The organism is Aeromicrobium sp. PE09-221, assembly GCF_002174305.1.
Classification (GTDB): Bacteria; Actinomycetota; Actinomycetes; order Propionibacteriales; family Nocardioidaceae; genus Aeromicrobium.
Window position 1 is genome coordinate 1 of the sequence record NZ_MIJB01000016.1, and the last position, 26,985, is coordinate 26,985.

A 26,985-nucleotide genomic window follows, 5' to 3' on the forward strand; every position below is an offset into this window, starting at 1 on the left:
GGCCCCGCACCGATCGGTGCGGGGCCCTTGCTGTGTCTCTGGGCTCCTGCATGAATCGCCCGCGAAGGATGTGCTTTCGCGGCCGTCATCGCGACCACCAAAGCACATCCTTCGGATAGGTCAGCAGCGCCAGGCCCGATTCCAGGACCACAAACCGGTAAGAGCGGCTCGCCGGTCAGACGCGAGTCAGCGTGAAGGCGAGGGACAGGTCGTCATCGCGCACGGCCGAGTCCTCATCGCTCACGGCGGGGTCCTGGACGAAGGCTGCCGCCAGCACCTCCTCGGCGATGCTGTCGGCGTAGGCGTCGATCGCGGCCGATGCGGTCTCCTCGGCATCCCAGCGCACCTCGATGCGATCGGTGATCTCCAGACCCGAGTTCTTGCGGGCCTCCTGGATCACGCGCACGATCTCACGAGCCAGACCGGCCCGCCGCAGCTCGTCATCGAGCTCCAGGTCCAGTGCGACGGTCTCGCCCTGCTCGTTCACCACGGCCCAGCCCTCGCGAGGACGCTCGGTGATGATCACATCGTCGGCGCCGATCTCGACGCTCTCGCCCTCTACCTCGATCGTCACCGTCCCTTCACCGAGTCCGGCGAAGGTGACGGGATCGGCACTCGCCACCGCCGCTGCGACCGCGGGAGTGCCCTTGCCGAAACGCTTGCCGAGAGCCCGGAAATTGGCTTTCACGCTGTAGTCGACGAGGTCGCCGCCCACGCTCGCGAGGGACTCGATCGCGCGGATGTTGAGCTCCTCGCAGACCTCGGCGCGCAGATCCGCGCTCAAGGCCTCATAGGGTGCCGAGCCGATGAGTGCGCGACGCAGGGGCTGCCGGGTGCGGACCTTGGCTTCGGCCCTCGCCGCGCGACCCAACTCGGTGACCCGGCGGGCGAGGTCGACCCGCTCGGCGAGGCCGTCCTCGATCAACACGGCGTCGGCCACCGGCCAGGCCGCGAGATGGACCGAGGAAGGGGCGTCCGGCGTGACCGGGACGATGACATCGCGCCACACCCGCTCGGCGATGAACGGCACCAGCGGAGCGAGGAGTCGTGTAACGATGTCGAGCACCTCGTGCAGGGTGGCCAGCGCGGCCGTGTCCCCCCGCCAGAAGCGCTTGCGCGAACGTCGCACGTACCAGTTCGACAGATCATCGATGAAGGTCGCGAGGCGCTGCCCCGCGGTCTGGGTGTCGAAATCCTCCAGGGCCTCGGTGACATCGCCGATGAGCCGATGCGTCTGCGACAGCAGCCAGCGATCGAGGACTGGGCGCTCGGTCGCCGCGGGGGCCCGCGATGCGCCCGGGGACCACCCCTCGGCGCGTGCGTAGAGGACGTGGAAGGCGACGGTGTTCCAGTAGGTGAGCAGCACCTTGCGCACGATCTCGGTCAGCGCCGCATTGCCGATCCGGCGAGCCGACCACGGCGAACCGGAGCACGCCATGAACCAGCGCAGGGCATCGGCGCCGTGCTCGTCCATGAGCGGCATGGGCAGCAGGATGTTGCCCAGATGCTTGCTCATCTTCTTGCCGTCCTCGGCCAGGATGTGACCGAGGCAGACGACATTCTCGTAGCTGTTCTGACCGAACACGAGTGTGCTGACAGCCATCAGCGAGTAGAACCAGCCGCGGGTCTGGTCAATCGCCTCGCAGATGTACTGCGCGGGGAATGCTCGCTCGAAGCGTTCCTTCGAGCCGTCGACGTGCGGGTAGCCCCACTGGGCGAAAGGCATCGAACCCGAGTCGAACCAGGCGTCGATGACCTCAGGCACTCGACGGTAGGTGCCCGGCTCGCCGTCGACGGTGAAGGTGATGTCGTCGATGAAAGGCCGGTGGGGATCGAGCTCGGACAGGTCGCGTCCGGTCAGCTCGGACAGCTCGGCCAGGGATTCGACGCAGATCAGCTTGGAGGGGTCCTCGTCATTGCGCCAGATCGGCAGCGGTGTGCCCCAGAAGCGGTTGCGCGAGAGCGCCCAGTCGATATTGTTCTCCAGCCAGTCGCCGTAGCGGCCGTGCTTGACCCGCTCGGGATACCAGATGGTGGACTCATTGGCGGCGAGGAGATCGTCCTTGCGCTGGGTGGTGCGGATGTACCACGAAGGCAGTCCGTAGTACATGAGCGGCGTGTGGCAGCGCCAGCAGTGCGGATAGGAGTGCTCGTAGTCCATCGACCGGAACAGGAGCCCGCGCTCGCGCAGGAGCTCCACGAGGAGAGGATCGGCGTCCTTGAAGAACTGCCCGCCGACCACCGGGATGTCGTCGGTGAAGTGCCCGTTCTGGGCCACGGGGTTGATGATCGGCAGCCCATAGGCGCGGCAGACCGCCATGTCGTCGGCGCCGAAGGCGGGGGACTGGTGCACCAGGCCGGTGCCGTCCTCGGTGGTCACGTACTCGGCCAGCACCACGAAATGCGCCGGCTCGGGGAAGTCGACGAGCTTCAGCGGGCGCTGATAGGTCCAGCGCTCCATCTCGCGGCCGGTGATCCGGTGGGCGACCTCCCAGCCCTCGCCGAGGGCCTTTGCGACGAGATCCTCGGCCACCACGACGCTGTCATCGCCATCGGTGGCGATGACATAGGTGACCTCGGGGTGCACCGCCACCGCGGTATTCGACACGACCGTCCACGGGGTGGTGGTCCACACCAGCAGATCCGTGCCGGACCACGGTCCCGAGGTCAGCGGGAAGCGTACGTAGATCGAGGGGTCGACGACGTCCTCATAGCCCTGCGCGACCTCGTGATCGCTGAGCGCGGTCCCGCATCGGGGGCAGTAGGGGGCGATTCGGTAGTCCTCGACGAGCAGGCCCTGATCGAAGATCCGCTTGAGTCCCCACCAGACACTCTGCACATACTCGGGGTCCATCGTGCGGTACGGGTCGCTCATGTCGACCCAATAGCCCATCCGGTCGGTCATCTCCTCGAACTGGTCGACATTCCGCAGGACCGCTTCGCGGCAGCGGGCGTTGAACTCGGCGATGCCGAAGGCCTCGATATCGGGCTTGCCGTTGAAGCCCAGCTCCTTCTCCACCGCGATCTCCACGGGGAGTCCGTGGCAGTCCCAGCCGGCCTTGCGGTCGACGTGATAGCCCTGCATCGTCTTGAACCGGGGGAAGACGTCCTTGAAGACACGTGCCTCGACATGGTGGGTACCCGGCGTGCCGTTGGCCGTGGGAGGGCCCTCATAGAAGGTCCAACGCGGGGCATCGGCAGGAGTGTCGAGGGAGGCGGCGAAGGTGCCGTTCTCGCGCCAGAAGTCGAGGATCTCGCGCTCGGCCCCCGGCAGGTCGATCTGGGCCGGCACGGGGCGATAGCTCCGGGCGGAATCGGGCGGGGTCGGGGCGTTCGAAGTCACACGATCGATTCTACGGACCCCCGGACTTGCCTCGGTGGCGGCTCCGGTCTACTGTCCCCGCATGCCCAGTACGTCATTGACGGTCCGCGCCGACGAGGATCCGTGGACCGATGAGGAGATCGAGCAGGTCCGCGCAGAGCTTCTCGGTGGCCTGGATCGACTCGCCGCCGAGCTGAAGACCTCCGCGGCGGAGTTGCGCGATCTGCTCGCCTCGGGAGTCGACGGTGCCGGCAACGACCAGGCCGATGTGGGTTCGACCAGCCTGGAGCGCGATGCGGAGATGTCGCTTGCCGCCAACCAGCAGGAACTGCTCAGCCAGACCGAGAAGGCGCTCGAACGACTCGGCGACGGAACCTATGGGATCTGCGAGAACTGCGGCCAACCGATCGGCAAGTTGCGGCTCCTCGCCTTCCCACGGGCTACGCTGTGCATGGAATGCAAGAGGAAAGAAGAGCGCCGCTGAGTAACGCAGCGAGCGCCACACCCCAGAGTCCCCGCCGGTCGCGTATCGGCTTGTTCGCGATCGTCGCTGCCCTCGTCTGGGGTGTCGACCAGATCTCCAAGGTCCTCGCGGTCGCCTATCTGGAGGGTTCCGACAGCATCACCGTCGTGCCCGGAGTGCTATGGCTGAGCTTCTTGCGCAATCCGGGCGCCGCCTTCGGCACGGGCGCGCAGTTCACCATCGTCATCAGCATGATCGCGATCATCGCCACGGTCGCGCTCCTGTTCATGGCCCGCCGTCTGCGGGACCGGTGGTGGGCGGTGGCCTTCGGCTTCTTCCTGGCCGGGGCGCTGGGCAATCTGACCGATCGGATATTCCGGGCACCGGGGGCTCTGCACGGGCACGTGGTGGACTTCCTGAAGCTCTTCGACTGGTTCGTGTTCAATATCGCCGACCTCTCACTCAACATCGCCGCGGTGATGATCGTCATCCGTGCCTTCCAAGGCATCGGCCTGGACGGCACCCGCGAGCAAGCCAAGCGCCCGGCGACCGATACCGAGGAGGGCGAGGTATGAGTGCGGTCCAAGCCGGGGAGGCTGAGCAGTGAGCGAGCGCAGGGCGGTCTACGTACCCGAGGGGTTGGCGGGGGAGCGAGTCGATGTCGCGCTCTCGCGACTGTTCGGGCTGTCGCGTACCCGCGGCGGCGAGCTCATCGCGGAGGGTCTCGTCCTGCTGGACGGTGTGGCTCCGGTCAAGTCCGAGCGTGTCGCCGCTGGCGTACTGCTGGAGGCGGAGATCCCCTCGGCGCGGGTCGCGGAGGTGGTGGCCGAGGTCGTCGAGGGCATGGACATCGTCTTCCAGGACGACGACATCGTGGTGGTGGACAAGCCGGTCGGTGTCGCGGCGCATCCGAGCGTCGGCTGGGAGGGGCCGACGGTCTCGGGGCATCTGGCCGGGGCGGGGGTGCGGATCTCGACCTCGGGCGCGCCCGAGCGCCAGGGCATCGTGCAGCGTCTCGATGTCGGCACGAGCGGTCTCATGGTCGTCGCGAAGTCCGAGCAGGCCTACTCGGTGCTGAAGCAAGCCTTCCGCGATCGGACGGTCGACAAGACCTATCACTCGCTCGTGCAGGGACATCCGGATCCGCACACGGGCACGATCGACGCTCCGATCGCCCGACATCCCAAACACGACTTCAAGTTCACGGTCCGTGGTGACGGGCGCCCGAGCATCACGCACTATGACACCCTCGAGGCGCATCGCTATGCCTCGCTGCTGACGATCAAGCTCGAGACCGGACGTACGCATCAGATCCGCGTGCATATGAGCGCTTTGAAGCACCCGTGTGTCGGCGACCTGCAGTACGGGGCAGATCCGACCCTCGCCGTGCGGGTCGGCCTGGACCGCCAGTGGTTGCACGCGGTGCGCCTCGGCTTCGTTCATCCGCGGTCCGGCGAGTACGTCCAGTTCGAGTCCCCGTACCCCGATGACCTGCAGCGAGCCCTCGACATCGTCCGCGACCTCGCCTGACCCACGACCCCGTTGAGTGTGACGTTTGGACGGCAGAAACCAGGATTCTGCCGTCCAAACGTCACACTCAATGGGTTCTCAGTCCCAGCGACGGGCGGGCTCCCACTTGCGCCACCAGTCGGGCTGGGCGAGCGTCCAACGGTGGTCGTGGATGCGACCGGCGGCTCGGCGCGCTTCGTTCAACCGAGCCGAGAGCGCGAGCCGATCGCGGTGGTCCCAGGCCGTCACCCGGCTTACCACCGCGCCAGCACGTTCCAGTTTCTCTTCGCGCCAGTTGTCCTTGGTGTGATGGATCAGGTCCCGATGGTGTTCGCCGTCGGTCTCGACCATCAGCCCCGAATCGAGATCGAGGAGGTCGACGATGCCCAGGAGATCTCCCGCCGGGGAGAAGACCGGCACGTTGACCGCTACTCGCTCGACCCCCACGTCCCGCGTGAGAACCAACCTCGTCGAGGTCTCCAGAGGGCTGGCTGAGCGCCTCGAAGCAAGCGGCAGGGCTTCCTGGGCTCGCAGGAGGCCTTTGACCTTGTGATGCGCTCCGACCACGGCTGCCACCCGGGCGAGGGTGGTATGAGGTGCTCCGTGCGCGGTGCTGATCGCCATATCGAGTGCGATCACCGCTTCGCGCAGCGATCGCGCGAGCCGCATCTCGTCGAATGCCGCGCGGGCCATCGTCGTCACGGTGAGTCCGTCGAGGTCGAGCATCTCATCGGGATAGGTCAGCCCTCGGAAAGGTCGGATCCCCGTGCGAGCGCGCAATTGGCGTCCGGGAGGACAGTGGACGAGGACGTCGCGTACCTGCTCCGGATCGGGACCGCTCAGCCATGGGTTGCCTTGCACGGCGAACGAAGCCCATCCTCCGATGGCACATCCCTCCGTGGCGAGAGCGGCAGCGTCCCCGAGCCGTCCGGTCAGTGCGTCGAGTCCGGTGTTCGCTGGGACGAGAAGTCCGCGCGCACGTCGCTGCCACTGAGGACCCTGGACCGTCGCTTTGCTCACCCCGGAGGCTCGGAGGGTCGACGTCCGGACGACCGGGAAATAGGGGTTCTGCATCCCACGATCGTCAGCGAAACGACTCGGTCCCGCTCCCGTCATCCACAGGAACCCGTTGAGTGTGACGTTTGGACGGCAGAAACGACGAATTCACCATCCAAACGTCACACTCAACGGGTTCTCGGGCCTGGTGGGGGAGGTGACAGAATGTGGTCATGAGTCCCGTGGTGCGTCAGTCCGAGAAATTGCGCGATGTCCTCTACGACATCCGAGGACCCGTCAGCGCCCGCGCCGCGGCCCTGGAGGCCGAAGGGCATCGCATCCTCAAGCTGAACATCGGCAACCCGCAGCCCTTCGGATTCGACGCGCCGAGCGAGATCCTCCAGGACGTCATCGCCGCACTGCCCACCTCTGCGGGCTACTCCGACTCGCGCGGCATCCAGCCCGCCCGCCGCGCGGTCGTGCATCACTACCAGCTGCAGGAGGGCTTCCCGGCGATCGACATCGACGACGTGTGGCTCGGCAACGGCGTGTCCGAGCTGATCCAGATCGCCCTGCAGGCGCTGCTCAACAACGGCGACGAGGTGCTGATCCCGGCCCCCGACTATCCGCTGTGGACCGCGGTCACGAATCTCGCGGGGGGCGTGCCCGTGCACTACCTGTGCGATGAGGACAACGACTGGAACCCCGATCTGGACGATCTGGAGTCCAAGATCACCGATCGCACCCGGGCGATCGTGGTGATCAACCCCAACAACCCGACCGGGGCGGTCTACAGCCGTGAGACGCTCACGCGCATCGCCGACCTGGCCCGACGGCACAATCTCGTGCTGATGGCCGATGAGATCTACGACAAGATCCTCTACGACGATGCCGTGCACATCCCCCTGGCCAGTATCGCCTCGGATGTCCTCACGCTGACCTTCAACGGCCTCTCCAAGGCCTATCGCGTGTGCGGCTACCGCTCGGCCTGGCTGGTCGTCACCGGCCCGCTCGAACGCGCTCACGACTATCTGGAGGGCATCACGCTGCTGGCCTCGATGCGACTGTGCCCCAATGTCCCGGCCCAGAATGCCATCCAGGTCGCACTCGGCGGATATCAGTCCATCAAGGAACTCATCCTCCCCGGTGGGCGACTGCTGGAGCAGCGCGACACCGCGGTGGCGGAGCTGGAGAAGATCCCCGGTGTCAGCGTCGTCCGCCCGAGAGGGGCGCTGTACACCTTCCCGCGCCTGGATCCCGAGGTCTATCCGATCGAGGACGATCAGCGGCTGGCCTTCGACTTGCTGGTCAGCGAGAAGATCCTCATCACACAGGGCACCGGCTTCAACTGGCCGCAGCCGGACCATCTGCGCATCGTGACGCTTCCGTGGTCCCGGGACCTGGCCGAGGCCATCCAGCGACTGGGCAACTTCCTCTCGAGTTACCAGCCTCGGTGAATCGCGCGCCGATCGATTCTGTCGGAGGCGGGGTCTAGCGTCTACAGCACGAGTCACGGTGAGGAGACCCTGATGGGCGAGATGATCCAGGCACGAGGCCTGGTCAAGAGATACGGCGAGGTCGAGGCATTGTCCGGCCTCGATCTCACGGTGCCTCAGGGCACCGTGCTGGGGCTGTTAGGCCCGAACGGCGCGGGCAAGACCACCGCCGTCCGGATCCTGACCACCCTGCTCAAGCCCGATGACGGCCAGGCCGAGGTCGCGGGTGTCGATGTCCTCGCCGATCCCAACGGCGTGCGCCGCCGTATCGGACTGTCGGGCCAGTACGCCGCGGTCGACGAGTACCTCACCGGCTTCGAGAACCTGCAGATGGTGGGGCGCCTCTACGGCATGAGTGCCAGACGTGCCGGCGCTCGGGCCAGGGAGCTGCTCGAGCGCTTCGGACTCACCGATGCGGCCGACCGGCCCTCCAAGACCTACTCCGGAGGCATGCGCCGACGGCTTGATCTTGCCGGCGCCCTGGTCGCGGAGCCGCCCGTCCTGGTGCTGGACGAGCCGACCACCGGCCTCGATCCCCGCAGTCGGCAGCAGATGTGGGATGTGATCAGGGATCTCGTCGGCTCGGGAGCCACGCTGCTGCTCACGACGCAGTACCTCGAGGAGGCCGATCTGCTCGCCGACAACATCGTCGTCATCGATCAGGGGCGTGCGATCGCCGAGGGCACCGCTGATGAGCTCAAGTCCCAGACCGGTGGGGAGCGGATCGAGCTCGTCGTCGCCGACGGCGCTCGGACCGATGATGCGGCCCGCCTGCTCGGCGAGATCGCGGCAGGGGACGTCATCCGTCGTGATCGCGGGCTCTCCGCCGCGGTGAGCGGGGACGGTGCTGGTCAGCTGCGCGTCTTGCTCGACCGTCTCGCGGAGGCCGATATCGCCCTGCTGGACATCGGTCTGCGCCGCCCCACCCTCGACGATGTCTTCCTCGAGCTCACCGGTCACGTGGCCGAGGCGGGCGACAGCCAGACCGATGACGCCACCGAGGAGGTCTCCCGATGAGCCCACTGCGGGTCGCCACCGACGGCTGGGTCGTCGCCAAGCGCAATCTGATCAAGATCAAGCGGGTTCCGGAGATCATGGTCTTCGTCCTGATGTCGCCGATCATGTTCGTGCTGCTGTTCGCCTATGTCTTCGGCGGGGCGATCGACGCAGGCCCCGGTTTGGACTACAAGGAGTTCCTGATCGGCGGTATCTTCGCGCAGACGGTCGTATTCGGTGCGACCTATTCCGGGGCCGCGCTCGCCGAGGACATGCAGAAGGGCTTCATCGACCGGTTCCGTTCCCTGCCGATGTCCCGTTCGGCGGTGCTCGTGGGACGCACGACCTCCGATGTCGTCTACAACGTGGTCTCGCTCGCCGTCATGGCGATCACGGGGTTGTTCGTCGGCTGGCGGGCGCACGGGTCGATCCTCGAGACCGCCGCGGCGTTCGCGCTGTTGCTGGTGTTCGCCTACGCGATCAGCTGGGTGATGGCCTTCATCGGCTTGATCGTGCCGAGTGTCGATGTCATCAACAACGCCTCCTTCCTGGTGATCATGCCGTTGACCTTCGTCTCGAATGCTTTCGTGCCCTTGGAGTCCTTCCCCTCGGGCTTGCGCCATGTCGTGGAGTGGAACCCGGTCTCGGCGATCACGCAGGGGGTGCGTGAGCTCTTCGGCAACGTCCCCGACGGGATGCACGTGCCGGAGGTGTGGTCGATGCAGCATCCGGTGCTGTACACACTGCTCTGGATCGTCCTCATCCTGCTGGTCTTCGTGCCGCTCTCGGTGCGTCAGTACCAGCGCACGACCGGCAAGTGAGCGAGGCGCTCCGCCCGTGCCCGGAGCGCCTCGCCGATCCACCAAGTGCGTGGGCGTAGGCTGAAGACCTTCCCCGACGCCGCCCTCGTGGGCACCGAGCCACGTCATGTCTGGAGGCCACCACCGCGATGCCGAGCAACTCGAGCTTTGTGCACCTGCACGTCCATACCGAGTACTCGATGCTCGACGGGCACGCGTTGCTCGACGGGCTGTTCGAGCGGACCGCCGAGCTGGGGATGCCGGCCATCGCGATGACCGACCATGGCAATGTGCACGGTGCCTACGACTTCTGGTCCAAGGCCCGTGACCACGGGGTCAAGCCGATCATCGGCATGGAGGCGTACCTCACCCCGGGCACGCATCGTGGTGAGCGTCGCCGCGTCCGGTGGGGCAAGGGCGACACCGCCGAGGAGAACGGCAACGACGTCGCCGGTGGCGGTGCCTACACGCACATGACCATGCTCGCGACCAGCACCGAGGGCATGCACAATCTGTTCCGCATCTCCTCGCGTTCGAGCCAGGAAGGCTTCTACTACAAGCCACGTGCCGATCGTGAGCTGCTGCAGGAGTACGCCTCGGGGATCGTCGCCACGACGGGATGCCCCTCCGGTGAGGTGCAGACCCGGTTGAGACTCGGACAGTACGAGGAGGCCCGACGCGCCGCGGGGGAGTACCAGGAGATCTTCGGCAAGGAGAACTTCTTCCTCGAGTTGATGGACCACGGCCTCGGGATCGAGAAGGTGGTCCGCGACGATCTCCTCCGGCTGGGCCGCGAGCTCGGCATCCCGCCCGTGGCCACCAATGACTCGCACTACACCCACCCCGATGACGCCCAGGCCCACGATGCGTTGATCTGCATCGCCTCCGGCAAGACCCTCAGCGATCCCAAGCGCCTCAAGTTCGACGGCGGCGGGTACTACATCAAGTCGGCCGCCGAGATGCGCGAGGTGTGGGAGGACACCTACGGAATGAAAGAGGCGTGCGACAACACCCTCCTCATCGCCGAGCGCTGCGATATCAACTTCACCGAGTCCACCGGCGGCTACATGGCCCGTGCCGATATCCCCGAGGGCGAGACCGAGGAGTCCTGGTTCGTCAAGGAGGTCTGGAACGGTATCCGGGCGCGCTACGGCGACGACTTCTCCGATGACGTGCGCGAGCGCACGGAGAAGGAGCTCGACGTCATCCGTACCAAGGGGTATTGCGGGTACTACCTCGTGGTCGCGGACTTCATCAACTGGGCCAAGGACAACGGCATCCGTGTGGGCCCGGGCCGCGGTTCGGGTGCCGGCTCGATCGCCGCCTACGCATTGCGCATCACCGACCTGTGCCCCTTGCAGCACGGCCTGATCTTCGAGCGCTTCCTCAACCCCGAGCGACCCTCGATGCCCGACTTCGACATCGACTTCGACGAGCGTCGTCGCGGCGAGGTCATCGAATACGTCACCCAGAAGTACGGCAAGGAGCGCGTGGCCCAGATCGCCACCTTCGGCCGGCTCAAGGCCAAAGCCGCGATCAAGGACGCGTCCCGGGTGCTCGACTACCCCTTCGCGATGGGCGAGAAGATCACCAAGGCACTGCCGGCCGATGTCATGGGCAAGGGCGTGCCGCTGTCGGAGCTGTTCAACGAGAAACACAGCAGGTACGGCGACGGTAAGGACTTCCGCGAGCTGCACCAGAACGACCCCGATGTCCGCAAGGTCTTCGACGTTGCGCTCGGCCTGGAGGGGCAGATCCGCCAGTGGGGCGTCCACGCCGCCGGCGTCATCATGAGCAGCGAGCCGCTGCTCGACATCGTGCCGATCATGAAGCGCGAGCAGGACGGCGCCATCATCACCCAGTTCGACTACCCGATGTGCGAATCGCTCGGGCTGGTCAAGATGGACTTCCTGGGCCTGCGCAACCTGACGGTCCTCGACGATGCGGTCGAGAACATCAAGGCCAACCGCGATCATGAGCTGGTGTTGGAGGACATCCCCTTCGACGATCCGGAGACCTACAAGCTCCTCGGGCGCGGCGACACGCTCGGCGTCTTCCAGCTCGACGGCGGGCCCATGCGCCAGCTGCTGCGCATGATGCAGCCGGACAACTTCGAGGACATCTCGGCCGTCATCGCGTTGTACCGTCCCGGCCCGATGGGCGCCGACAGCCACACCAACTATGCCAAGCGCAAGACCGGCCGACAGAAGATCGACTACATCCACCCCGAGCTCACCGAGGCGCTCAAACCGATCCTCGGCACCACCTACGGCCTGATCGTGTATCAGGAGCAGGTCATGAGCATCGCCCAGGAGCTGGCCGGTTACACGCTCGGACAAGCCGACAACCTGCGCCGCGCCATGGGCAAGAAGAAGCGCGAGGTCCTGCAGAAGGAGTTCGTGGGCTTCGAGGGCGGCATGCTGGACAAGGGCTTCTCCAAGGAGGCCATCAAGACGCTGTGGGACATCCTCGTGCCCTTCGCCGACTACGCCTTCAACAAGGCCCACTCGGCCGCCTACGGTGTGGTGTCCTATTGGACGGCCTACCTCAAAGCCCACTATCCGGCCGAGTACATGGCCGCGCTGCTCACCAGCGTCAAGGGCGACAAGGACAAGTCGGCCATCTACCTCGGCGAGTGCCGCCGGCTCGGCATCAAGGTGCTGCCCCCCGATGTCAATGAGTCCTTCCAGAACTTCACCACGATCGGCACCGATATCCGATTCGGCCTGACGGCGGTGCGCAATGTCGGCACCAATGTCGTCAACGAGATGGTGCGCACGCGTGAGGAGAAGGGGCATTACACGAGCTTCACGGACTTCCTGGACAAGGTGCCCGGGCAGGTCTGCAACAAGCGGCTCGTCGACTCGCTGATCAAGGCCGGTGCCTTCGACTCGCTGAATCACCGGCGCCGGGCGCTCAATGCGATCGCGGAGGACGCGGTCGACAGCTATGCGGCGCTCAAGAAGGGTTCGGAGTTCCAGGATTCGCTGTTCGGGGGAGGGGAGGACGACCAGAAGGTCGTCAGCATCGTCCTGCCCGATGTCGGCGAGTGGGACAAGACCCAGCTGCTGAGCTTCGAGCGCGACATGCTCGGCCTGTACGTGTCCGATCACCCGCTGGCGGGCCTCGAGCACGTCCTGCGCGCGAGCAGCGATGTCTCGATCGGCGATCTGATCGAGGACACCGAGCGCCCCGATGGCACCTCGGTCAAGATCTGCGGTCTCATCACCAATGTGCAGCGTCGACTGTCCAAGAAGGGCGACACCTGGGCCTCGGTCACGATCGAGGACCTCGAGGGCTCGGTCGACGTGATGGTGTTCCCCGCCGCCTACAATCTCGCCGCCCCGGTGCTGGTGCCGGACTCCGTGGTCGTGGTCAAGGCCCGGCTGCGGCGCAGCGACGACGGCATCGACCTGTCCGCGCAGGAGATCACCCGGCCGTCCATGACCCAGGGCAGGACCGATGCTCCACTGACGGTGACGATGCCAGTCGGCCTGTGCACCCCGGAGACGGTCGCCTCGTTCAAGAGCGTGCTCGCCTCCCATCCGGGCGTGACGGAGGTGCATCTGCGCTTGGCGGGCCGTGACACCGTCAAGACCATGCGATTGGACACCTCGTTGCGTGTGTCGACCAGCTCTGCGCTCTTCGCGGATCTCAAAGAGTTGCTCGGTCCCGGGTGCCTCGGATGAGTAGGACGCGGCTCAGTGCCGCGGTCCTGGTCGTCCTCCTCGCGGCGCTCGTGGGAATCGCCTGCGGATTCCTGTGGTTGCTGATCGCCGAGCCGGCGCAGTGGCTGTACACCGAACAAGGACTCGTGCTCGACGAGGCCGCCGCGGCTCAGCAGTTCGGCATCGTCGCCTGGTTCGTGGTGATCGGGGGCGTGGTGGGTCTGATCGGCGGCTGGGCCCTCGAGCGGTGGCGATCACCGGACGGCTGGATCCTCGTGCCGCTCGTGGTGGTGGCAGGTCTGGTGGCCGCACTGTTGTGCTCGCGTGTCGGACTGGCCTTCGGTCCGCCGGACCCGGCGGGTGTGACGGGCATCGAGGTCGGCGATCGCGTCCCGCTGCGCTTCGCCCTCGACGCCTTCTCGCCGCTGTTGTCGTGGGTCATCGGCGGGCTGCTGGGCCTTGCCGCCTCGGTTTATGTACGCCCCGCGGCGCCGCGCGAGTCAGCGGGCGATGGCAGCGACGATGGCATCGGTGATGCCGATCAGATCGTCCGGTGACACCTCCGCCTCGAGCCCGCGACGTCCGCCGGACACGAAGACGGTCGGCCACGCTCTGACGCTCGTGTCGACCACGGTCCGCAACCGGGTGCGCTGGCCGAAGGGCGAGATCCCACCCACCACGTAGCCGGTGGCGCGCTGCGCGGCCTCCGGGTCGGCCATGGTCGCCCGCTTGGTCCCCAGCGCGGCCGCGCTGGCTTTGAGGTCCAGCCGGGCGGACACGGGGACGACCGCCACGGCGAGACGGCCCCCGATATCGATCACCAGGGTCTTGAACACGCGGGCGGGGTCGAGCCCGAGTGCCTCAGCACCCTCGAGGCCGAAGGACTCGGCTCGGGGATCGTGTTCATAGGAGTGTGCCGTGGCGCGCACGCCCGCCCGCCGCAGTGCGGTGAACGCGGGCGTGCTCTCCGTGCTCGTCCTCTTGGCCACCTGCCCACGGTAGGGCCTCGCCGGCCTCTCGCGGAACGGCGGCGGTGGCGCGAGGTCCGGTGCCGCTGCGGTTCCGTAGACTTCTGTCGTGAACCTTCGACGTCTGGACCTGCGCTCTGTCGACCCCTCGACTGCGAGCGAGTACCGTCATGCGGTGCCGCGCGCGGAGGTCGATGTCGAGCATGCGCTCGCTGCCGTCGAACCGATCTGCACCGATGTCCGTGAGCGTGGCTCCGTCGCCGTGCTGGAGGCCGGCGAGCGGTTCGACCGCGTCCGGCCCGAGCGGCTCCGGGTGCCGGCCGAGGCCATGAGCCGGGCGCTGGCAGAGCTCGATCCAGCGATCCGCGCGGGTCTGGAGGAGTCGATCTCCCGCCTGCGCGCGACCTGCGAGGCCGAGCTCGAGAGGTCCGTCACCACCGAGGTGGCTCCGGGGGCCCGCGTCGAGCGCCGGATCGTGCCGATGCAGCGTGTCGGACTGTACGTCCCGGGTGGGCTCGCGCCGCTCGTCAGCACTGTCGTCATGAACGCGGTGCCGGCTCAGGTCGCCGGGGTGCCGGGTATCGCCCTCTCCAGCCCCCCGCAGTCCGACTTCGAGGGCCTGCCACACCCCACGATCCTCGCGGCCTGCGCGTTGTTGGGCATCGACGAGGTCTACGCGGCCGGCGGAGCGCAGGCGCTCGCCATGTTCGCCTACGGCACGGAGGACTGCCCCAAGGTCGACCTGATCACCGGGCCGGGCAATATCTTCGTGGCCGCCGCCAAACGGTACCTGCAGGGCGTCGTCGCGATCGACTCCGAGGCCGGACCCACCGAGATCGCGATCATCGCCGATGACTCCGCCGAAGCCGCCTATGTCGCGGCAGACCTCATCAGCCAGGCCGAACACGATCCGCTCGCCGCGAGCGTGCTGATCACCGACAGCGAGTCCCTCGCGGATGCCGTCGACGCCGAGCTGACCCGTCAGGTGCCCCAGGCCAAGCACGACGAGCGCATCTCGACAGCGCTGGAGGGCCGACAGTCCGCCACGGTGCTGGTGCGCGATATCGACCAGGCGATCGACGTCGCGAATGCGTACGCCGCGGAGCACCTGGAGATCCAGACCCGCGAGGCCGCCGCCGTCGCGGCGCGCATCATCAACGCGGGTGCCGTGTTCGTCGGCGATTTCACTCCTGTCTCGCTCGGCGACTACGCGGCGGGCTCGAACCACGTGCTGCCGACCGCGGGGTGCGCCTGTCACTCCTCGGGATTGTCGGTGCGTGCCTTCTGCAAGAACATGCACGTCGTCACCTACTCCGCCGAGGCCCTCGGCGAGGTGGGGCAGAAGGTCGTCACACTTGCGGAGGCCGAGGATCTGCCGTCCCACGGCGCCGCGGTCTCGATCCGGACGGAGCGCTGACGTGGCACTGCCCTCCTGGGTGCCGATCCGCGAGGATCTGCGCCCCTACGAACCGTACGGTGCTCCGCAGCTGAGCGATGTCATCATGCTCAATGTCAACGAGAACCCGTACGCGCCGAGTGCGGCGATCGCGGACGATATCGCGGTCGCGGTGCGCGAGGCCGTCCTCGGGCTGAACCGGTATCCCGACCGCGAGGCGACTGAGCTCCGCGCGGCGCTAGCGAACTACCTCGGGCACGGGCTCTCCGGTGAGCAGGTGTGGGCCGCCAACGGCTCCAATGAGGTCATGCTGCAGATCCTGCAGGCCTTCGGCGGGCCCGGCCGTACCGCGGTGTCCTTCGCGCCGACGTACTCGATGTATCCCGAGTACGCGCGCGATACGCACACGCGATGGATCACGGCGCCGCGCGACGACGACTTCACGGTCGACCCCGACCTCGCCGTGGACTTCATCGAGGCGGAGAGCCCCGATGTCGTGCTGCTCACCTCGCCGAACAATCCGACCGGGACGGCGTTGCCGCTCTCGACCGTCGAGAGGGTCCTGGCCGTCGCTCCCGGCGTCGTGGTCGTCGACGAGGCGTACGCGGAGTTCCGCCGCGCCGGCACGCCGACGGCGCTGGAACTGTTGGAGGCCCACCCGCGCCTGATCGTCAGCCGCACGATGAGCAAGGCCTTCGCGCTCGCGGGGGGCCGGCTCGGTTATGCGGCCGCCGATGCGGCGATCATCGACGCTCTGCGCATCGTCAGGCTGCCTTATCACCTGTCCGCCGTGACCCAGGCCACGGCGCTCGCGGCTCTGCGCCACCGTGACGAACTGTTGGCCCAGGTCGATGCCCTGCGCGCCGCTCGCGACGAGCTGTCCAGTTGGCTGAGCTGCAGAGGACATGAGGTCGCCGAGTCCGATGCCAACTTCGTGCTCTTCGGGCGGTTCGCCGACCGGCACGCCATCTGGCAGGGTCTCGTGGACCGCGGCGTGCTGATCCGGGAGACTGGTCCCGAGGGCTGGCTGCGCGTCTCGGTCGGCACGCCCGTGGAGATGAACGCTTTCTATACCGCACTTTCGGAGGTCGATCCCCGGTGAGCAACCGCACCGCCACTATCGAGCGTCAGACATCGGAGAGCCGCGTCTCGGTCCAGCTCGACCTCGACGGCACGGGCCGCGCCGACATCAGCACGGGCGTGGGCTTCTACGATCACATGCTGACGGCGCTCTCGCGGCATTCGCTGATCGATCTCACTGTGCGCTCCGAGGGCGATCTGCACATCGACGCGCACCACACCGTCGAGGACACGGCGATCGTCATCGGCGACGCGTTGCGCGAGGCGCTGGGCGACAAGTCCGGTATCCGGCGCTACGGCAATGCCACGATCCCCTTGGACGAGGCGCTCGCCGCCTGCGTCGTGGATGTGTCAGGGAGGCCCTATTTCGTGCACGCCGGCGAGCCGGAGCGCCAGATCACGGCGGTGATCGGCGATCGGTATATCGGCTCGCTGACCTCGCACGTCTTCGAGTCGATCGCGCACCATGCGGGCATCACCGTGCACATGACGCTGCTCGGTGGCCGCGATCCGCACCACATCGCCGAGGCCCAGTTCAAGGCCCTCGCACGCGCCCTGCGTGAGGCGGTCGCCCTCGACCCGCGCGAGACCGGCGTGCCGAGCACCAAGGGCGCGCTGTGAATCTCGATACGCCGCTCGTGCCTCGCGGCTGCCCGATCACCCAGAGGAACGCCGGAGGCGTGCTGTGACACGAGGGGCACCCATCGTCGCGGTGCTGGACTACGGTTCGGGCAATCTGCGCTCGGCCGTCCGCGCGGTCGAGCGGGCGGGGGCCGAGGTCGAGCTGACCTCGGATGCCGAGGCCGCGGAACGGGCCGATGGACTGCTCGTGCCGGGTGTGGGTGCCTTCGCCGCATGCATGGAGGGTTTCCGCGAGGTGGGCGGTGAGCGCATCATCGAACGGCGGCTGATCGCGGGAGGTCCGGTGCTGGGGATCTGCGTGGGCATGCAGATCCTCTTCGCCGAGGGGATCGAGCACGGGGTGCGTACCCGCGGGTGCGGTGAATGGCCGGGCACGGTGGAGCGGCTACAGGCCGAGATCGTTCCTCACATGGGCTGGAACACCGTCGAGCCCCCCGAGGGATCACGGATGTTCGCCGGCATCGAGCAGGAGCGGTTCTACTTCGTGCACTCCTACGGCGTACGGCGGTGGGAGGTGTCCGAGGGCGGGCCGCTGGCTCCGCCGCGGGCCACCTGGACCTCCTATCCGCCGGATCGATTCGTGGCGGCGGTCGAGCACGGCCCGCTGTGGGCGACGCAGTTCCACCCGGAGAAGTCCGGCGACGCGGGCCGGAAACTCCTCGAGAACTGGATCGCGACGCTCTGACCTAGGAGGCGCGGCTCAGGCCCGGTAGCGCTCGGGGCGGTGGTTGAAGGCCAGCACGATGTTGAGGACCACCGCGCCGACCGCGGAGAGCGCGACATTGCCGAGGGGCACCACCGCCAGGGCGGCGATGACCACCGCGGTGTCGAGTCCCATCTGCACGTAGCCAGCCCGCAGCCCGAGCTTCTCCTGTGCGATGAGCGCCAGCACGTTGAACCCACCGAGGCTCGCCCCGTGCCGGAAGAGGATGAGAAGTCCGACGCCGGCGAGCAGGTTGCCGGCGATCGCCGCATAGGCCAGTCCGGTCTCCGTCAGTGGCAGCAGGCGCGCGTGCAGTTCCGCGAAGCCCGAGACCAACGCGACCGCCACGATGGACTTGGCCGTGAAGGGCCACCCCTTCTTCCAGGCCGCGAGGGCGAAGAAGGGGACGTTGACGAGTGCGTACACGATCGCGAAGGGCAGCGGCGTCGCATAGGTGACCAGCAGTGCGAGGCCCGCGGTGCCTCCGGTGACGGCCTCCGCGGCGTGCAGCAGGTGCAGACCGAAGGCAGCCAGGAAGGTCCCGGTCAGCACACCGAGGAGGTCCTCGACGGGGGTGTGGGGCAGCGTCACGGCGCTGGGCTCGATCTCGTCGTGGGTGTTCTCGCGGCGCGGTGCCTCCACCATTCCTCCTCTGGGCGACCGGCCTACTCTACAGGCTCGACTTGTGTCCGCTTGTGGCCCGTTACTCACCGGTACAACGGGCCACGAGCGGCCAAAAGTCGGTGGAGGCCGGATGGGCGATACGATCGAGCGCGTGACTCTCGAACTTCTCCCCGCGGTCGATGTCGCCGACGGCCAGGCCGTCCGGCTGGTGCAAGGCGAGCTCGGCAGCGAGACTGCCTACGGCGCCCCACTCGATGCCGCTCTGCAATGGCAGAACGACGGTGCCGAATGGATCCACCTGGTGGATCTCGATGCCGCCTTCGGCAAGGGAGACAACCGCGAGCTGCTCGCGGAGGTCGTGGGACGTCTCGACATCAAGGTCGAGCTCTCCGGGGGCATCCGCGACGATGCCTCGCTCAAGGCCGCTCTCGCCACCGGCTGCCGCCGGGTCAACCTCGGTACCGCCGCGTTGGAGGATCCCGAGTGGTGCCGGCGCGCGATCAGCGAATACGGGGACCGCATCGCCGTCGGCCTCGACGTGCGCGGCACCCAGCTCGCGGCCCGCGGCTGGACTCGTGAGGGCGGTGATCTCTTCGAGGTGCTCGACCGCCTGGAGCGCGACGGCTGCGCCCGATACGTCGTCACCGATGTCACCAAGGACGGCACGCTCCGCGGCCCCAATCTCGATCTCCTGCAGCTGGTGTGCGAGCGTACCGACAAGCCCGTCGTCGCCTCCGGTGGCGTCTCCAGCGTCGAGGACCTGCGCCAGATCGCCTCGCTCACGACCATCGGTGTCGAAGGAGCGATCGTCGGCAAGGCTCTCTACGCCGGTTCGTTCACCCTTCCCGAGGCACTCGCGGCCGTCGCGGAGGTCTGAGCGACCGTCGGGTCAACCATCGCCGGTGGATAGCTCGCTCGGTAGCGGCGTGCCCTCGACCACCGGGGTTCGACGACGCAGCGGCACTCGATGGGCGACTGCTCACCGCCCGGGTGAGGTCAGCAGCCGTCGCGCTGCAGACTCGGTCGGCTGTCGCTGCCCGTGACCTCCATGAAGGTGACGGGAGTCGTCTCCTCGATCGTGTCCAGAGGGGAATCGAAGAGGATGCCGAGCCAGTTGTCGCCGTCGCTCAGGAACAGCCCGGTCTGACCGTAGCCGGCCTCGCGCATCTCAGCGGTCTCGTAGACGCCGCGGAAGTCCAGCAGGGTGTTGCCGACCCCGAGGCCCTCGGCATTCGTCGGGCCCTCCGCCCTGACCCCCATCGAGGCGATGCGGCCGTCGGCGACATAGACATCGAAGGTGTCGTCCAAGGGCGGCTTCCAGGCCAGACCCTGGTCAGGAGCTCCCTCGCACCGCTCGGGCCCCTCGTTGACGAAGAGACCTGTGGACAGCGCCTCCTCGATCGTCATCCCGACCCTCGCGTCGCCGATGGCGCCGGGGGCGAGCAGCAGCTCACTGGCCTCGGGAAGGTCCTCGCTCGGCTCGGGAGAGGGCTCCTCACTCGGCTCCGACGTGCTGGGAGCCGGGGTCGTCGGGGCGGGGTCGTCGTCCCCACCGCCATCGCCGCACGCCGCCAGGACCAGTGCCGCGGCCGCGAGGGCCATGACCTTCCTCATCGTTCCTCCTGCTCGCACCGATAGTCTCGGACTGTGAGCCTAGCCGTCCGCGTGATCCCCTGCCTGGACGTCGACGCCGGCCGCGTCGTCAAGGGCGTCAACTTCGTCGATCTGCGCGATGCGGGAGACCCGGTCGAGATGGCCCGGGTCTACGACGCCGAGGGCGCCGATGAACTGACTTTCCTCGACATCACGGCCTCGAGCTCGGACCGTTCCACCACGTACGACATCGTCGGTCAGACCGCCGAGCAGGTCTTCATCCCGCTCACCGTGGGCGGCGGGGTCCGCACCGCCGAGGACGTCGATCGCCTGCTGCGCGCGGGTGCGGACAAGGTCGGCATCAACACCGCCGCGATCGCCCGCCCGGCGGTCATCGCGGAGATCGCTCACCGCTTCGGGAATCAGGTGCTCGTGCTGAGCGTTGACGCCAGGCGTAGCCCTGACCAGCCCAGCGGCTACGAGGTGACCACACACGGTGGCCGCCGCTCGGCCGGTATCGACGCGGTGGAGTGGGTGCGCCGCGCGACCGAACTGGGGGCAGGGGAGATCTTGTTGAACTCGATGGATGCCGATGGCACCAAGCAGGGCTTCGACCTGGACATGATCCGGGCGGCTCGCGCGGCCACGCACGTCCCGCTCATCGCCTCCGGGGGCGCCGGGCGTGCCGAGCACTTCGCGCCCGCGGTCGATGCCGGCGCCGACGCGGTCCTCGCGGCCAGCGTGTTCCACTTCGGAGAGCTCACCGTCGGTCAGGTCAAGGAGGCGCTGCGCTCAGCGGGTCACGATGTCCGCTGACGCCCCACTGGACTCTCTCGGCAGTGACGACACCCGCCGGCTGACCCGCCGGGGCTTCGGCGTCATGGGCGTCGGCATCCGGCGCGAGCCGTGGATGTTCGCGCTCGCCGTGGTGCTCTCGCTGCTCTTCGGCGTCATGACGGTCGCGGACGCCTGGGTGCTGGGCTGGGCCACCGATCACGTCATCACGCCCTCCTTCGCCGACGGAGAGGTGGCGCGAGGGGGGCTCTACACCGGGATCATCCTCTTCATCGTCGCGGCGCTGTTGCGGATGATCGGCGTCATCGGGCGTCGGCTCGCCGGCGGCGTCGTGTTCTACCGCCTCGTGCGCGACGACCGGCTGCGGGTCACGCGCCAGTACCTCCAGCTTCCGTTGCGCTGGCATCACCGGCACCCGGCCGGGCAGCTGCTCAGCAACGCCAATGCCGATGTCGAGGCGACGTGGAGCGTGTTCATGCCGCTGCCGATGGCGCTCGGCGTCATCGCGATGCTCCTCGCGGCGATCGGCACGATGGCCGCCGCCGACCCGGTTCTCACGCTCATCGGCCTGGTCGTCTTCCCGCTGCTCTTCGTCGTGAACGCGGTCTATCAGCGCTGGCAGGGGCCACGGCTGGCCCTCGCGCAGAGCCTGCGCGGGGATGTGTCGGCCGTCGCCCACGAGTCCTTCGACGGTGCCCTCGTGGTGAAGTCGCTCGGTCGCGAGGGCGACGAGACGGCCCGGTTCGCGCGGGTCAGCGAGCGGCTCCGCGACGCCAATGTCGCGGTCGGCCGGGTTCGTGCGGTGTTCGACCCCGTCATCGAGGCTCTGCCCAATCTCGGCGTGCTGCTGGTCATCGGCGTGGGCGCCCAGCGGATCGCCAGTGGCGCGGCGGCGCCCGGTGACGTGGTCCAGGTGGCCTTCCTGTTCACCGTCGTGGCGATGCCGGTGCGCTCCTTCGGCTGGGTGCTGGGGGAGCTGCCGCGCGCCGTCATCGGCTGGCACCGGGTCCGCCGCGTGCTGGACGATGACGACCACATGCCTTACGGCGAGCGGGCGCTGCCCGGCAGCGGAGCCGTGCGCCTGGACGTGACCGGTCTCGACTACGCCCATCCCGACGAGCCCGACACCACGGTGCTGCGCGATGTCGAGTTCAGCGTCCCCGCGGGCCGGGTGGTGGCCGTGGTCGGGTCGACCGGCAGCGGCAAGAGCACGTTGACATCGCTCGTCACTCGTCTCGTCGACGCCGATGCCGGTGCGGTGCGCTACGACGGAGTCCGGGTCCAGGAGCTCTCGCAAGCGGCGCTCACGAGCACTGCGGCCCTCGTGGCGCAGTCGACCTTCCTCTTCGACGACACCGTCCGGGCCAATATCGTGCTCGACCGGGAGATCCCCGAGGACCGTATCTGGTCGGTGCTGCGCGATGTGCAAGCCGACCGCTTCGTGGCCGATCTGCCGCAGGGGCTCGATACGCAGCTCGGGGAGCGCGGCACGAGCCTCTCCGGTGGTCAGCGACAGCGCATCGCGCTGGCCCGCGCGCTCGCGCGGGAGCCGCGCCTGCTGGTGATGGACGACGCGACGAGCGCCCTCGACCCCGATGTCGAGCAACGCATCCTGCGTGCTCTCGCCGAACGCAGCGAATCCGGATCCGGCCCGTCCGTGCTGGTCGTGGCCTACCGCAAGGCGACCATCGGTCTCGCCGACGAGGTCATCTTCCTCGCCAACGGCAAGATCGCCGACCGCGGGACGCATGCCGAGCTCCGCGATCGCTCGCGTGCCTATCGCAATATCGTCGACGCCTATGACCAGGCCCGTGAGGAGGTCGACCATGAGTGAGCCGCGCGACGGCGGGCTGAAGGTCATCCGCCGTGGACTGTCGATGTCGCCCTCGATCACCGAGGGACTAGGACTGACGATGCTGCTCGCCCTGGTCAGCACCGCCGGCGGAGCGATCGTGCCGCTCGTGGTCCGCCGGGCGATTGACGACGGTCTCGCTGGAGGTGGCGGCGTCGACACCGACGCGATCATCCGGTCCGTGAGCATCGCCGCCGTGGTGATCCTCGCGATCATGGTCACCGGCTGGTGGTCCAAGGTGCGGATCTTCACCTCGACCGAGCGGGGTCTGGCCGAGCTGCGGATCTCGGCCTTCCGGCACGTCCACGATCTCTCCACGCTCACGCAGAACACGCAGCGCCGCGGCGCGCTGGTGTCGCGGGTGACATCCGATGTCGACCAGATATCGCAGTTTCTGCAGTTCGCCGGCATGATGATGATCACCAGCGTCGGTCAGATGCTCGTTGCCCTCGTCGTCATGGCGGCACTGTCCTGGCAGCTCACCCTCGTCGTGCTCGTGGCCTTCGTGCCGTTGGCGCTCGCCCTGAGATTCTTCGCCTCGGCGATGTCGCGGGCCTATGACCGGGTGCGCGCCAGCATCGCGGACATGCTCGCGGTCATCGCCGAGCCCGTCGTCGGCGCGGCCGTGGTCCGGTCCTATGGAGTCGAGGAGCGCACACAGGAGCGCATCGACCAGGCGGTGCGCACCAACTACCGCAACAACGTCAGAGCTCAGACGATCACGGCGGGCACCTTCGGCTCGGCCATCATCGTCGGCGGCATCGCCAACGCCGCGGTGCTCGGCATCGGGCTGTGGCTGGGCATGCTCGATCAGCTGACCATGGGCACGGTCGTGGCCTTCATCTTCCTCGTCGGTCTGTTCACCGGCCCGGCCCAGCAGGCCACCCAGGTGATCGCCGATGCGCAGAACGCGATCGCCTCGTGGCGTCGGGTGATCGAGTTGTTGGAGACGCCGGCCGATGTGGTCGATCCCGGATCGTCGGGTACGCGGCTCCCTGATGGCGATCTCGATGCCCGCTTCGTGCAGGTCGAGTTCTCCTATCCGGGAGGCCCTCCCGTGCTCCGCGATATCGAGGTCTCGATCCCCGCGCGGCAACGGGTCGCGGTCGTGGGGGAGACCGGATCGGGCAAGACTACGTTCGCCAAGCTGCTGACCCGGCTGATGGATCCCACGCGGGGGCAGGTCCTGCTGAGCGGGGTCGACATCAGTCAGGTCGGGTTCGCCGACCTGCGACGGCATGTGCTGATGGTGCCGCAGGAGGGCTTCCTCTTCGATGCCACGCTCGGCGAGAACCTGCGCTACGGCCGTTTCGAGGCCGATGACGAGGAGCTGGTGCAGGCGATCGCCGCTCTCGGCCTGGCTGACTGGTACGCGGGCCTGCCCCGCGGTCTCGACACGCCCGTGGGGCAGCGTGGCGAGTCGTTGTCGGCGGGTGAACGGCAGCTCGTCGCGCTCGTCCGCTCGGCCCTGGCCGATCCGGATCTGCTGGTGCTCGACGAGGCCACCAGCGCGGTCGACCCGCAGACCGAGCTCCGCGCCACACGCGCGCTTGACCGGCTGCTCGCCGGACGCACGAGCGTCACCATCGCCCACCGGCTCTCGACCGCCGAGAACGCCGACCGCGTGCTGGTCTTCGACGGCGGACGCCTCGTCGAGGACGGCACGCACGCTGAGCTGGTGGCACTTGGGGGCGTGTACGCGCGTCTGCACGCGAGCTGGGTCGCCCAGGCCTCCCTCGACGGCTGACCCCTCGGCGCGGCCACGATTCGACCGACACAGGATGTGATTCCGTGGTCGTGATAGCAGCCACAGAGTCACATTCTCCGTCCACCCGACGCCGACCGAGGGCTGGGCGGCTCAGGAGCGGGGTGGACAATGGATGCCGTGCCCTCGACCTCCCTCGACCCCCAGGTTTCCGCCCGGCTGAAGCGCGACGACAACGGGCTGGTGCCCGCCGTCGTCCAGGATGCCACGAGCCGTGCTGTGCTCATGCTCGGCTGGATGGACGACGAAGCGCTGCACCGCACTCTCACCACGGGCCGCTCCACCTTCTGGAGCCGCAGCCGTCAGGAGTACTGGGTCAAGGGTGAGACGTCGGGTCACACCCAGACCGTGCGCGAGGTCCGGCTGGACTGCGATGGCGACACCCTGCTGGTCGTCGTCGACCAGATCGGACCGGCCTGCCACACCGGTGCCGCCACCTGCTTCGACGCCGATCGGCTGCGATGAATCCCCGCCGTCTCTACGCCCCGGTGGTCCTCGGCCTCGTCGTGGCCGGGGGCGGCGTCTTCGCCAGCCTCACCCGGACGTGGGGGGAGACGGTCGTGCGTGCCGAGGGACTCCCGGAGGACCAGATCGCCGTGGCCGGATCCGAGGCGATGCCCGTGGTCTCGGCGCTCGGCATCGTCCTCCTCGCTTCCGGACTCGCGGTGCTGGCCGGCTCCCGCCGGGTGCGGCAGGTGCTCGGGGTCCTCGTGGCCCTCGTCGCGGCGGGATGTCTCGTCTGGGTGGTGGCCGGATCGGGGAATGCCGTGAGCAGTGCCCTGACCTCGGGGGTCCGTGAGTCGGCGTCGTTCACCGGCGACAACGCACCGGACGATATCGCCGTCTCTCCCTGGCGTTGGGCGACCGCCGCGGCGCTCGCGCTCGCCCTGGCATGCGGCCTGGCGATCGCGCGATTCGCCGGGTCCTGGCCGACCATGTCATCGCGCTACGAGTCGCCCGCCGGTCGGGCTACCACGGAGGACGAGACGGACATGTGGAAGGCATTCGACGACGGCAGGGACCCGACCGAGTAGGCTGTGCCCGACGTCAGACCCCCAATCTCGAGGAGCCAGCACATGTCGCACGGATCGTCGCCCGCCGCCTGGACCGCCGTCATCACGAGCCTCGTCGGTTTCACTGTGGGTGCGGTGGCCCTGATCCCCGAGCCGAACTGGACGATCTTCACGATCGGCTGCGTGCTCGCCGTCGGTGCCGCCCCGCTGGGCAAGATCATGTCGATGGCCGGTCTCGGCATCGACCGCCAGAAGCAGCACTGATGTCCGGGGGCCCGTCCGCGGAGCCCCCGCTCGCGCTCGCCCCGCTGGCCGCCCGGGCCGGGGCGTGGATCCTCGATCTCGCGGTGGCCGTGCTGGCCGGTGCGGTCGCGTGGTTGCCAGGCCTGTGGATCGTGGCAGCGCGCGGCACCTGGACCGAACAGGCCGACGGAACCGTCGCTCTCGAGTCCGCTCCCGCGATCGGCCTGCTGCTGCTGGGCCTGGGCGTGATCGTCCAGGTGCTCGCGGCGCTCTGGAACCAGGGACTGCGACAGGGACGCACCGGTCGATCGATCGGCAAGTCCAGGCTCGACCTCGCCACGGTCGACGTGCGTGGCGGAGAGCCCCTCGGCGCCGCCCGCGGGGTCCTGCGCTGGCTGGCGGCGGTCATTCTCGGCTCCCTCTGCCTCGGCACCTATCTCTGGGCGATCGTCGATCCTCGCCGCCGCACGTGGCACGACCTGCTCGCCGGATCCGTCGTCGTCCGCGACCCCGCTCCCCGTTGAGTGTGACGTTGGGACGGTGGAATGCGCGATTCGGCCGTCCAAATGTCACACTCAGCGAGTACTGGCCCGGGTACTAGAGTGACACGCATGGCCACCGCGACGATGGAGCGCAGCCGCTGGCAGCTGCTGCGCGGTCCTCTCCTCACCGGGGCCCTCGGGGCGGCCGCCATCGCGGTGCTCCACCTGCGCGATCCCCACCAGCAGGGCTCCTACGGCACCTGTCCGTTCCTTTTCCTGACCGGCATCCCCTGTCCGGGCTGCGGCGGTCTGCGAGCGGTCAACCTCGCCACCGACGGTGAATGGACCGCCGCGGTCTCGAGCAATGTCTTCGCGCTGGGCCTGGTGGCCGCGGCGATCCTGGCGTGGGCGGTATGGCTTGTCCGCCGTGCTCGCGGGCACGATGTGCCGCTCCTGCCCTCCACCGCCACCTGGGCGTGGGTCGTCCTAGCCATCGCCGTGGCGTTCTGGATCTTCCGTCTCACCCCGGCGGGAGCCTGGTTCGCCCCGTGAACACGGCGAGGCCGGGAGGAGCGAATG

General features: G+C 68.0%; 26 protein-coding genes. 21 read left to right on the top strand and 5 right to left on the bottom strand.

The window, feature by feature from the left end; all coding sequences use genetic code 11:
• Positions 1–175 precede the first annotated feature (175 nt).
• On the bottom strand, positions 176–3,343 hold the full coding sequence (ileS, locus tag BHE97_RS08795) for an isoleucine--tRNA ligase (protein ID WP_201791384.1): 3,168 nt from the start codon (positions 3,341–3,343) through the stop codon (positions 176–178).
• A gap of 61 nt (positions 3,344–3,404) precedes the next feature.
• On the opposite strand from ileS, the gene BHE97_RS08800 reads away from it, so the two are divergent.
• From BHE97_RS08800 to BHE97_RS08810, 3 genes are read left to right on the top strand one after another with little or no spacing between them, the layout of a single operon-like run.
• On the top strand, positions 3,405–3,806 hold the full coding sequence (locus tag BHE97_RS08800) for a TraR/DksA C4-type zinc finger protein (protein ID WP_087623747.1): 402 nt from the start codon (positions 3,405–3,407) through the stop codon (positions 3,804–3,806).
• A gap of 50 nt (positions 3,807–3,856) precedes the next feature.
• Positions 3,857–4,360: a signal peptidase II gene (locus BHE97_RS08805; RefSeq protein WP_236757598.1), complete on the top strand. Its 504-nt coding sequence runs from the start codon at positions 3,857–3,859 to the stop codon at positions 4,358–4,360.
• Between the two features lie 28 nt (positions 4,361–4,388).
• Positions 4,389–5,315, top strand: a complete 927-nt coding sequence (locus BHE97_RS08810; RefSeq protein WP_087623669.1) for an RluA family pseudouridine synthase — start codon at positions 4,389–4,391, stop codon at positions 5,313–5,315.
• A 78-nt stretch (positions 5,316–5,393) separates the two neighbouring features.
• Here the strand turns inward: BHE97_RS08810 and BHE97_RS08815 are convergent, their stop codons facing one another.
• Positions 5,394–6,368 (bottom strand): hypothetical protein, encoded by a 975-nt coding sequence (locus BHE97_RS08815; RefSeq protein ID WP_087623670.1) that lies wholly within the window; start codon positions 6,366–6,368, stop codon positions 5,394–5,396.
• 155 nt (positions 6,369–6,523) lie between these two features.
• Between BHE97_RS08815 and BHE97_RS08820 the strand changes: the two genes are divergently transcribed.
• From BHE97_RS08820 to BHE97_RS08840, 5 genes are all read left to right on the top strand, one after another.
• The gene (locus BHE97_RS08820; protein ID WP_087623671.1) at positions 6,524–7,747 is read left to right on the top strand and encodes a pyridoxal phosphate-dependent aminotransferase; all 1,224 of its coding nucleotides are present in this window, start codon (positions 6,524–6,526) and stop codon (positions 7,745–7,747) included.
• 72 nt (positions 7,748–7,819) lie between these two features.
• Positions 7,820–8,803, top strand: a complete 984-nt coding sequence (locus tag BHE97_RS08825; protein WP_087623672.1) for an ATP-binding cassette domain-containing protein — start codon at positions 7,820–7,822, stop codon at positions 8,801–8,803.
• On the top strand, positions 8,800–9,603 hold the full coding sequence (locus BHE97_RS08830; RefSeq protein ID WP_087623673.1) for an ABC transporter permease: 804 nt from the start codon (positions 8,800–8,802) through the stop codon (positions 9,601–9,603). The genes BHE97_RS08825 and BHE97_RS08830 overlap by 4 nt, the downstream gene beginning before the upstream one ends.
• Before the next feature lie 128 nt (positions 9,604–9,731).
• Positions 9,732–13,271 carry a DNA polymerase III subunit alpha gene (gene dnaE, locus BHE97_RS08835; protein ID WP_087623674.1) on the top strand — a complete coding sequence of 1,180 codons (3,540 nt, stop codon included), beginning with the start codon at positions 9,732–9,734 and terminating at the stop codon, positions 13,269–13,271.
• A complete protein-coding gene (locus BHE97_RS08840; protein WP_087623675.1) occupies positions 13,268–13,807 on the top strand; it encodes a hypothetical protein in 540 nt (179 codons plus the stop codon). Before dnaE ends, BHE97_RS08840 begins: the two co-directional genes overlap by 4 nt.
• Here BHE97_RS08840 and ybaK read toward each other — a convergent pair.
• The gene (ybaK, locus tag BHE97_RS08845; protein ID WP_087623676.1) at positions 13,751–14,239 is read right to left on the bottom strand and encodes a Cys-tRNA(Pro) deacylase; all 489 of its coding nucleotides are present in this window, start codon (positions 14,237–14,239) and stop codon (positions 13,751–13,753) included. The genes BHE97_RS08840 and ybaK overlap by 57 nt on opposite strands.
• Before the next feature lie 103 nt (positions 14,240–14,342).
• Here ybaK and hisD point away from each other — a divergent pair, with 103 nt between their 5' ends.
• The 4 genes from hisD to hisH all read left to right on the top strand — a co-directional run bounded on the left by hisD (position 14,343) and on the right by hisH (position 18,021).
• Entirely contained in the window at positions 14,343–15,635 is a 1,293-nt protein-coding gene (hisD, locus tag BHE97_RS20385; protein WP_236757613.1) for a histidinol dehydrogenase, read from the top strand.
• Between the two features lies 1 nt (position 15,636).
• Positions 15,637–16,716 (top strand): histidinol-phosphate transaminase, encoded by a 1,080-nt coding sequence (locus tag BHE97_RS08850; protein ID WP_236757599.1) that lies wholly within the window; start codon positions 15,637–15,639, stop codon positions 16,714–16,716.
• Complete coding sequence (gene hisB / locus BHE97_RS08855) at positions 16,713–17,315, top strand: imidazoleglycerol-phosphate dehydratase HisB (RefSeq protein WP_087623678.1); 603 nt, start codon at positions 16,713–16,715, stop codon at positions 17,313–17,315. Before BHE97_RS08850 ends, hisB begins: the two co-directional genes overlap by 4 nt.
• Positions 17,316–17,379: 64 nt before the next feature.
• Complete coding sequence (gene hisH, locus BHE97_RS08860) at positions 17,380–18,021, top strand: imidazole glycerol phosphate synthase subunit HisH (RefSeq protein WP_170931347.1); 642 nt, start codon at positions 17,380–17,382, stop codon at positions 18,019–18,021.
• Between the two features lie 15 nt (positions 18,022–18,036).
• Here the strand turns inward: hisH and BHE97_RS08865 are convergent, their stop codons facing one another.
• Positions 18,037–18,681 (bottom strand): YitT family protein, encoded by a 645-nt coding sequence (locus tag BHE97_RS08865; RefSeq protein WP_236757600.1) that lies wholly within the window; start codon positions 18,679–18,681, stop codon positions 18,037–18,039.
• 112 nt (positions 18,682–18,793) lie between these two features.
• On the opposite strand from BHE97_RS08865, the gene priA reads away from it, so the two are divergent.
• A complete protein-coding gene (gene priA, locus BHE97_RS08870) occupies positions 18,794–19,540 on the top strand; it encodes a bifunctional 1-(5-phosphoribosyl)-5-((5-phosphoribosylamino)methylideneamino)imidazole-4-carboxamide isomerase/phosphoribosylanthranilate isomerase PriA (RefSeq protein ID WP_201791386.1) in 747 nt (248 codons plus the stop codon).
• A 119-nt stretch (positions 19,541–19,659) separates the two neighbouring features.
• Here priA and BHE97_RS08875 read toward each other — a convergent pair whose 3' ends face one another.
• Positions 19,660–20,277, bottom strand: a complete 618-nt coding sequence (locus tag BHE97_RS08875) for a hypothetical protein (protein ID WP_087623680.1) — start codon at positions 20,275–20,277, stop codon at positions 19,660–19,662.
• 33 nt (positions 20,278–20,310) lie between these two features.
• Between BHE97_RS08875 and hisF the strand changes: the two genes are divergently transcribed.
• From hisF to BHE97_RS08915, 8 genes are all read left to right on the top strand, one after another.
• Positions 20,311–21,072, top strand: coding sequence for an imidazole glycerol phosphate synthase subunit HisF (gene hisF / locus BHE97_RS08880; RefSeq protein WP_087623681.1), 762 nt, complete (start codon positions 20,311–20,313; stop codon positions 21,070–21,072).
• Entirely contained in the window at positions 21,062–22,885 is a 1,824-nt protein-coding gene (locus tag BHE97_RS08885; protein WP_170931348.1) for an ABC transporter ATP-binding protein, read from the top strand. The genes hisF and BHE97_RS08885 overlap by 11 nt, the downstream gene beginning before the upstream one ends.
• Entirely contained in the window at positions 22,878–24,650 is a 1,773-nt protein-coding gene (locus BHE97_RS08890; RefSeq protein ID WP_201791387.1) for an ABC transporter ATP-binding protein, read from the top strand. Before BHE97_RS08885 ends, BHE97_RS08890 begins: the two co-directional genes overlap by 8 nt.
• 129 nt (positions 24,651–24,779) lie before the next feature.
• Positions 24,780–25,133, top strand: coding sequence for a phosphoribosyl-AMP cyclohydrolase (gene hisI, locus BHE97_RS08895; RefSeq protein WP_087623684.1), 354 nt, complete (start codon positions 24,780–24,782; stop codon positions 25,131–25,133).
• Positions 25,130–25,702: a Trp biosynthesis-associated membrane protein gene (locus BHE97_RS08900; protein WP_087623685.1), complete on the top strand. Its 573-nt coding sequence runs from the start codon at positions 25,130–25,132 to the stop codon at positions 25,700–25,702. Before hisI ends, BHE97_RS08900 begins: the two co-directional genes overlap by 4 nt.
• Positions 25,703–25,744: 42 nt before the next feature.
• Entirely contained in the window at positions 25,745–25,945 is a 201-nt protein-coding gene (locus BHE97_RS08905) for an HGxxPAAW family protein (RefSeq protein WP_087623686.1), read from the top strand.
• Positions 25,945–26,448 (top strand): RDD family protein, encoded by a 504-nt coding sequence (locus BHE97_RS08910; RefSeq protein ID WP_087623687.1) that lies wholly within the window; start codon positions 25,945–25,947, stop codon positions 26,446–26,448. Before BHE97_RS08905 ends, BHE97_RS08910 begins: the two co-directional genes overlap by 1 nt.
• A gap of 87 nt (positions 26,449–26,535) precedes the next feature.
• Positions 26,536–26,958, top strand: a complete 423-nt coding sequence (locus BHE97_RS08915) for a DUF2752 domain-containing protein (RefSeq protein ID WP_170931350.1) — start codon at positions 26,536–26,538, stop codon at positions 26,956–26,958.
• Positions 26,959–26,985 lie beyond the last annotated feature (27 nt).

Excerpts from the sequence above, each read along its gene's own strand:
- BHE97_RS08830 (WP_087623673.1), top strand. The coding sequence starts at position 8,800 with ATGAGCCCACTGCGGGTCGCCACCGACGGCTGGGTCGTCGCCAAGCGC.
- BHE97_RS08875 (WP_087623680.1), bottom strand. The coding sequence starts at position 20,277 with ATGAGGAAGGTCATGGCCCTCGCGGCCGCGGCACTGGTCCTGGCGGCG.
- BHE97_RS08905 (WP_087623686.1), top strand. The coding sequence starts at position 25,745 with ATGTCGCACGGATCGTCGCCCGCCGCCTGGACCGCCGTCATCACGAGC.
- BHE97_RS08915 (WP_170931350.1), top strand. The coding sequence starts at position 26,536 with ATGGCCACCGCGACGATGGAGCGCAGCCGCTGGCAGCTGCTGCGCGGT.
- BHE97_RS08840 (WP_087623675.1), top strand. The coding sequence starts at position 13,268 with ATGAGTAGGACGCGGCTCAGTGCCGCGGTCCTGGTCGTCCTCCTCGCG.
- priA (WP_201791386.1), top strand. The coding sequence starts at position 18,794 with ATGGGCGATACGATCGAGCGCGTGACTCTCGAACTTCTCCCCGCGGTC.
- BHE97_RS08910 (WP_087623687.1), top strand. The coding sequence starts at position 25,945 with ATGTCCGGGGGCCCGTCCGCGGAGCCCCCGCTCGCGCTCGCCCCGCTG.
- dnaE (WP_087623674.1), top strand. The coding sequence starts at position 9,732 with ATGCCGAGCAACTCGAGCTTTGTGCACCTGCACGTCCATACCGAGTAC.
- BHE97_RS08825 (WP_087623672.1), top strand. The coding sequence starts at position 7,820 with ATGGGCGAGATGATCCAGGCACGAGGCCTGGTCAAGAGATACGGCGAG.
- hisI (WP_087623684.1), top strand. The coding sequence starts at position 24,780 with ATGGATGCCGTGCCCTCGACCTCCCTCGACCCCCAGGTTTCCGCCCGG.
- BHE97_RS08815 (WP_087623670.1), bottom strand. The coding sequence starts at position 6,368 with ATGCAGAACCCCTATTTCCCGGTCGTCCGGACGTCGACCCTCCGAGCC.
- BHE97_RS08900 (WP_087623685.1), top strand. The coding sequence starts at position 25,130 with ATGAATCCCCGCCGTCTCTACGCCCCGGTGGTCCTCGGCCTCGTCGTG.
- BHE97_RS08885 (WP_170931348.1), top strand. The coding sequence starts at position 21,062 with ATGTCCGCTGACGCCCCACTGGACTCTCTCGGCAGTGACGACACCCGC.
- BHE97_RS08800 (WP_087623747.1), top strand. The coding sequence starts at position 3,405 with ATGCCCAGTACGTCATTGACGGTCCGCGCCGACGAGGATCCGTGGACC.
- BHE97_RS08890 (WP_201791387.1), top strand. The coding sequence starts at position 22,878 with ATGAGTGAGCCGCGCGACGGCGGGCTGAAGGTCATCCGCCGTGGACTG.
- BHE97_RS08820 (WP_087623671.1), top strand. The coding sequence starts at position 6,524 with ATGAGTCCCGTGGTGCGTCAGTCCGAGAAATTGCGCGATGTCCTCTAC.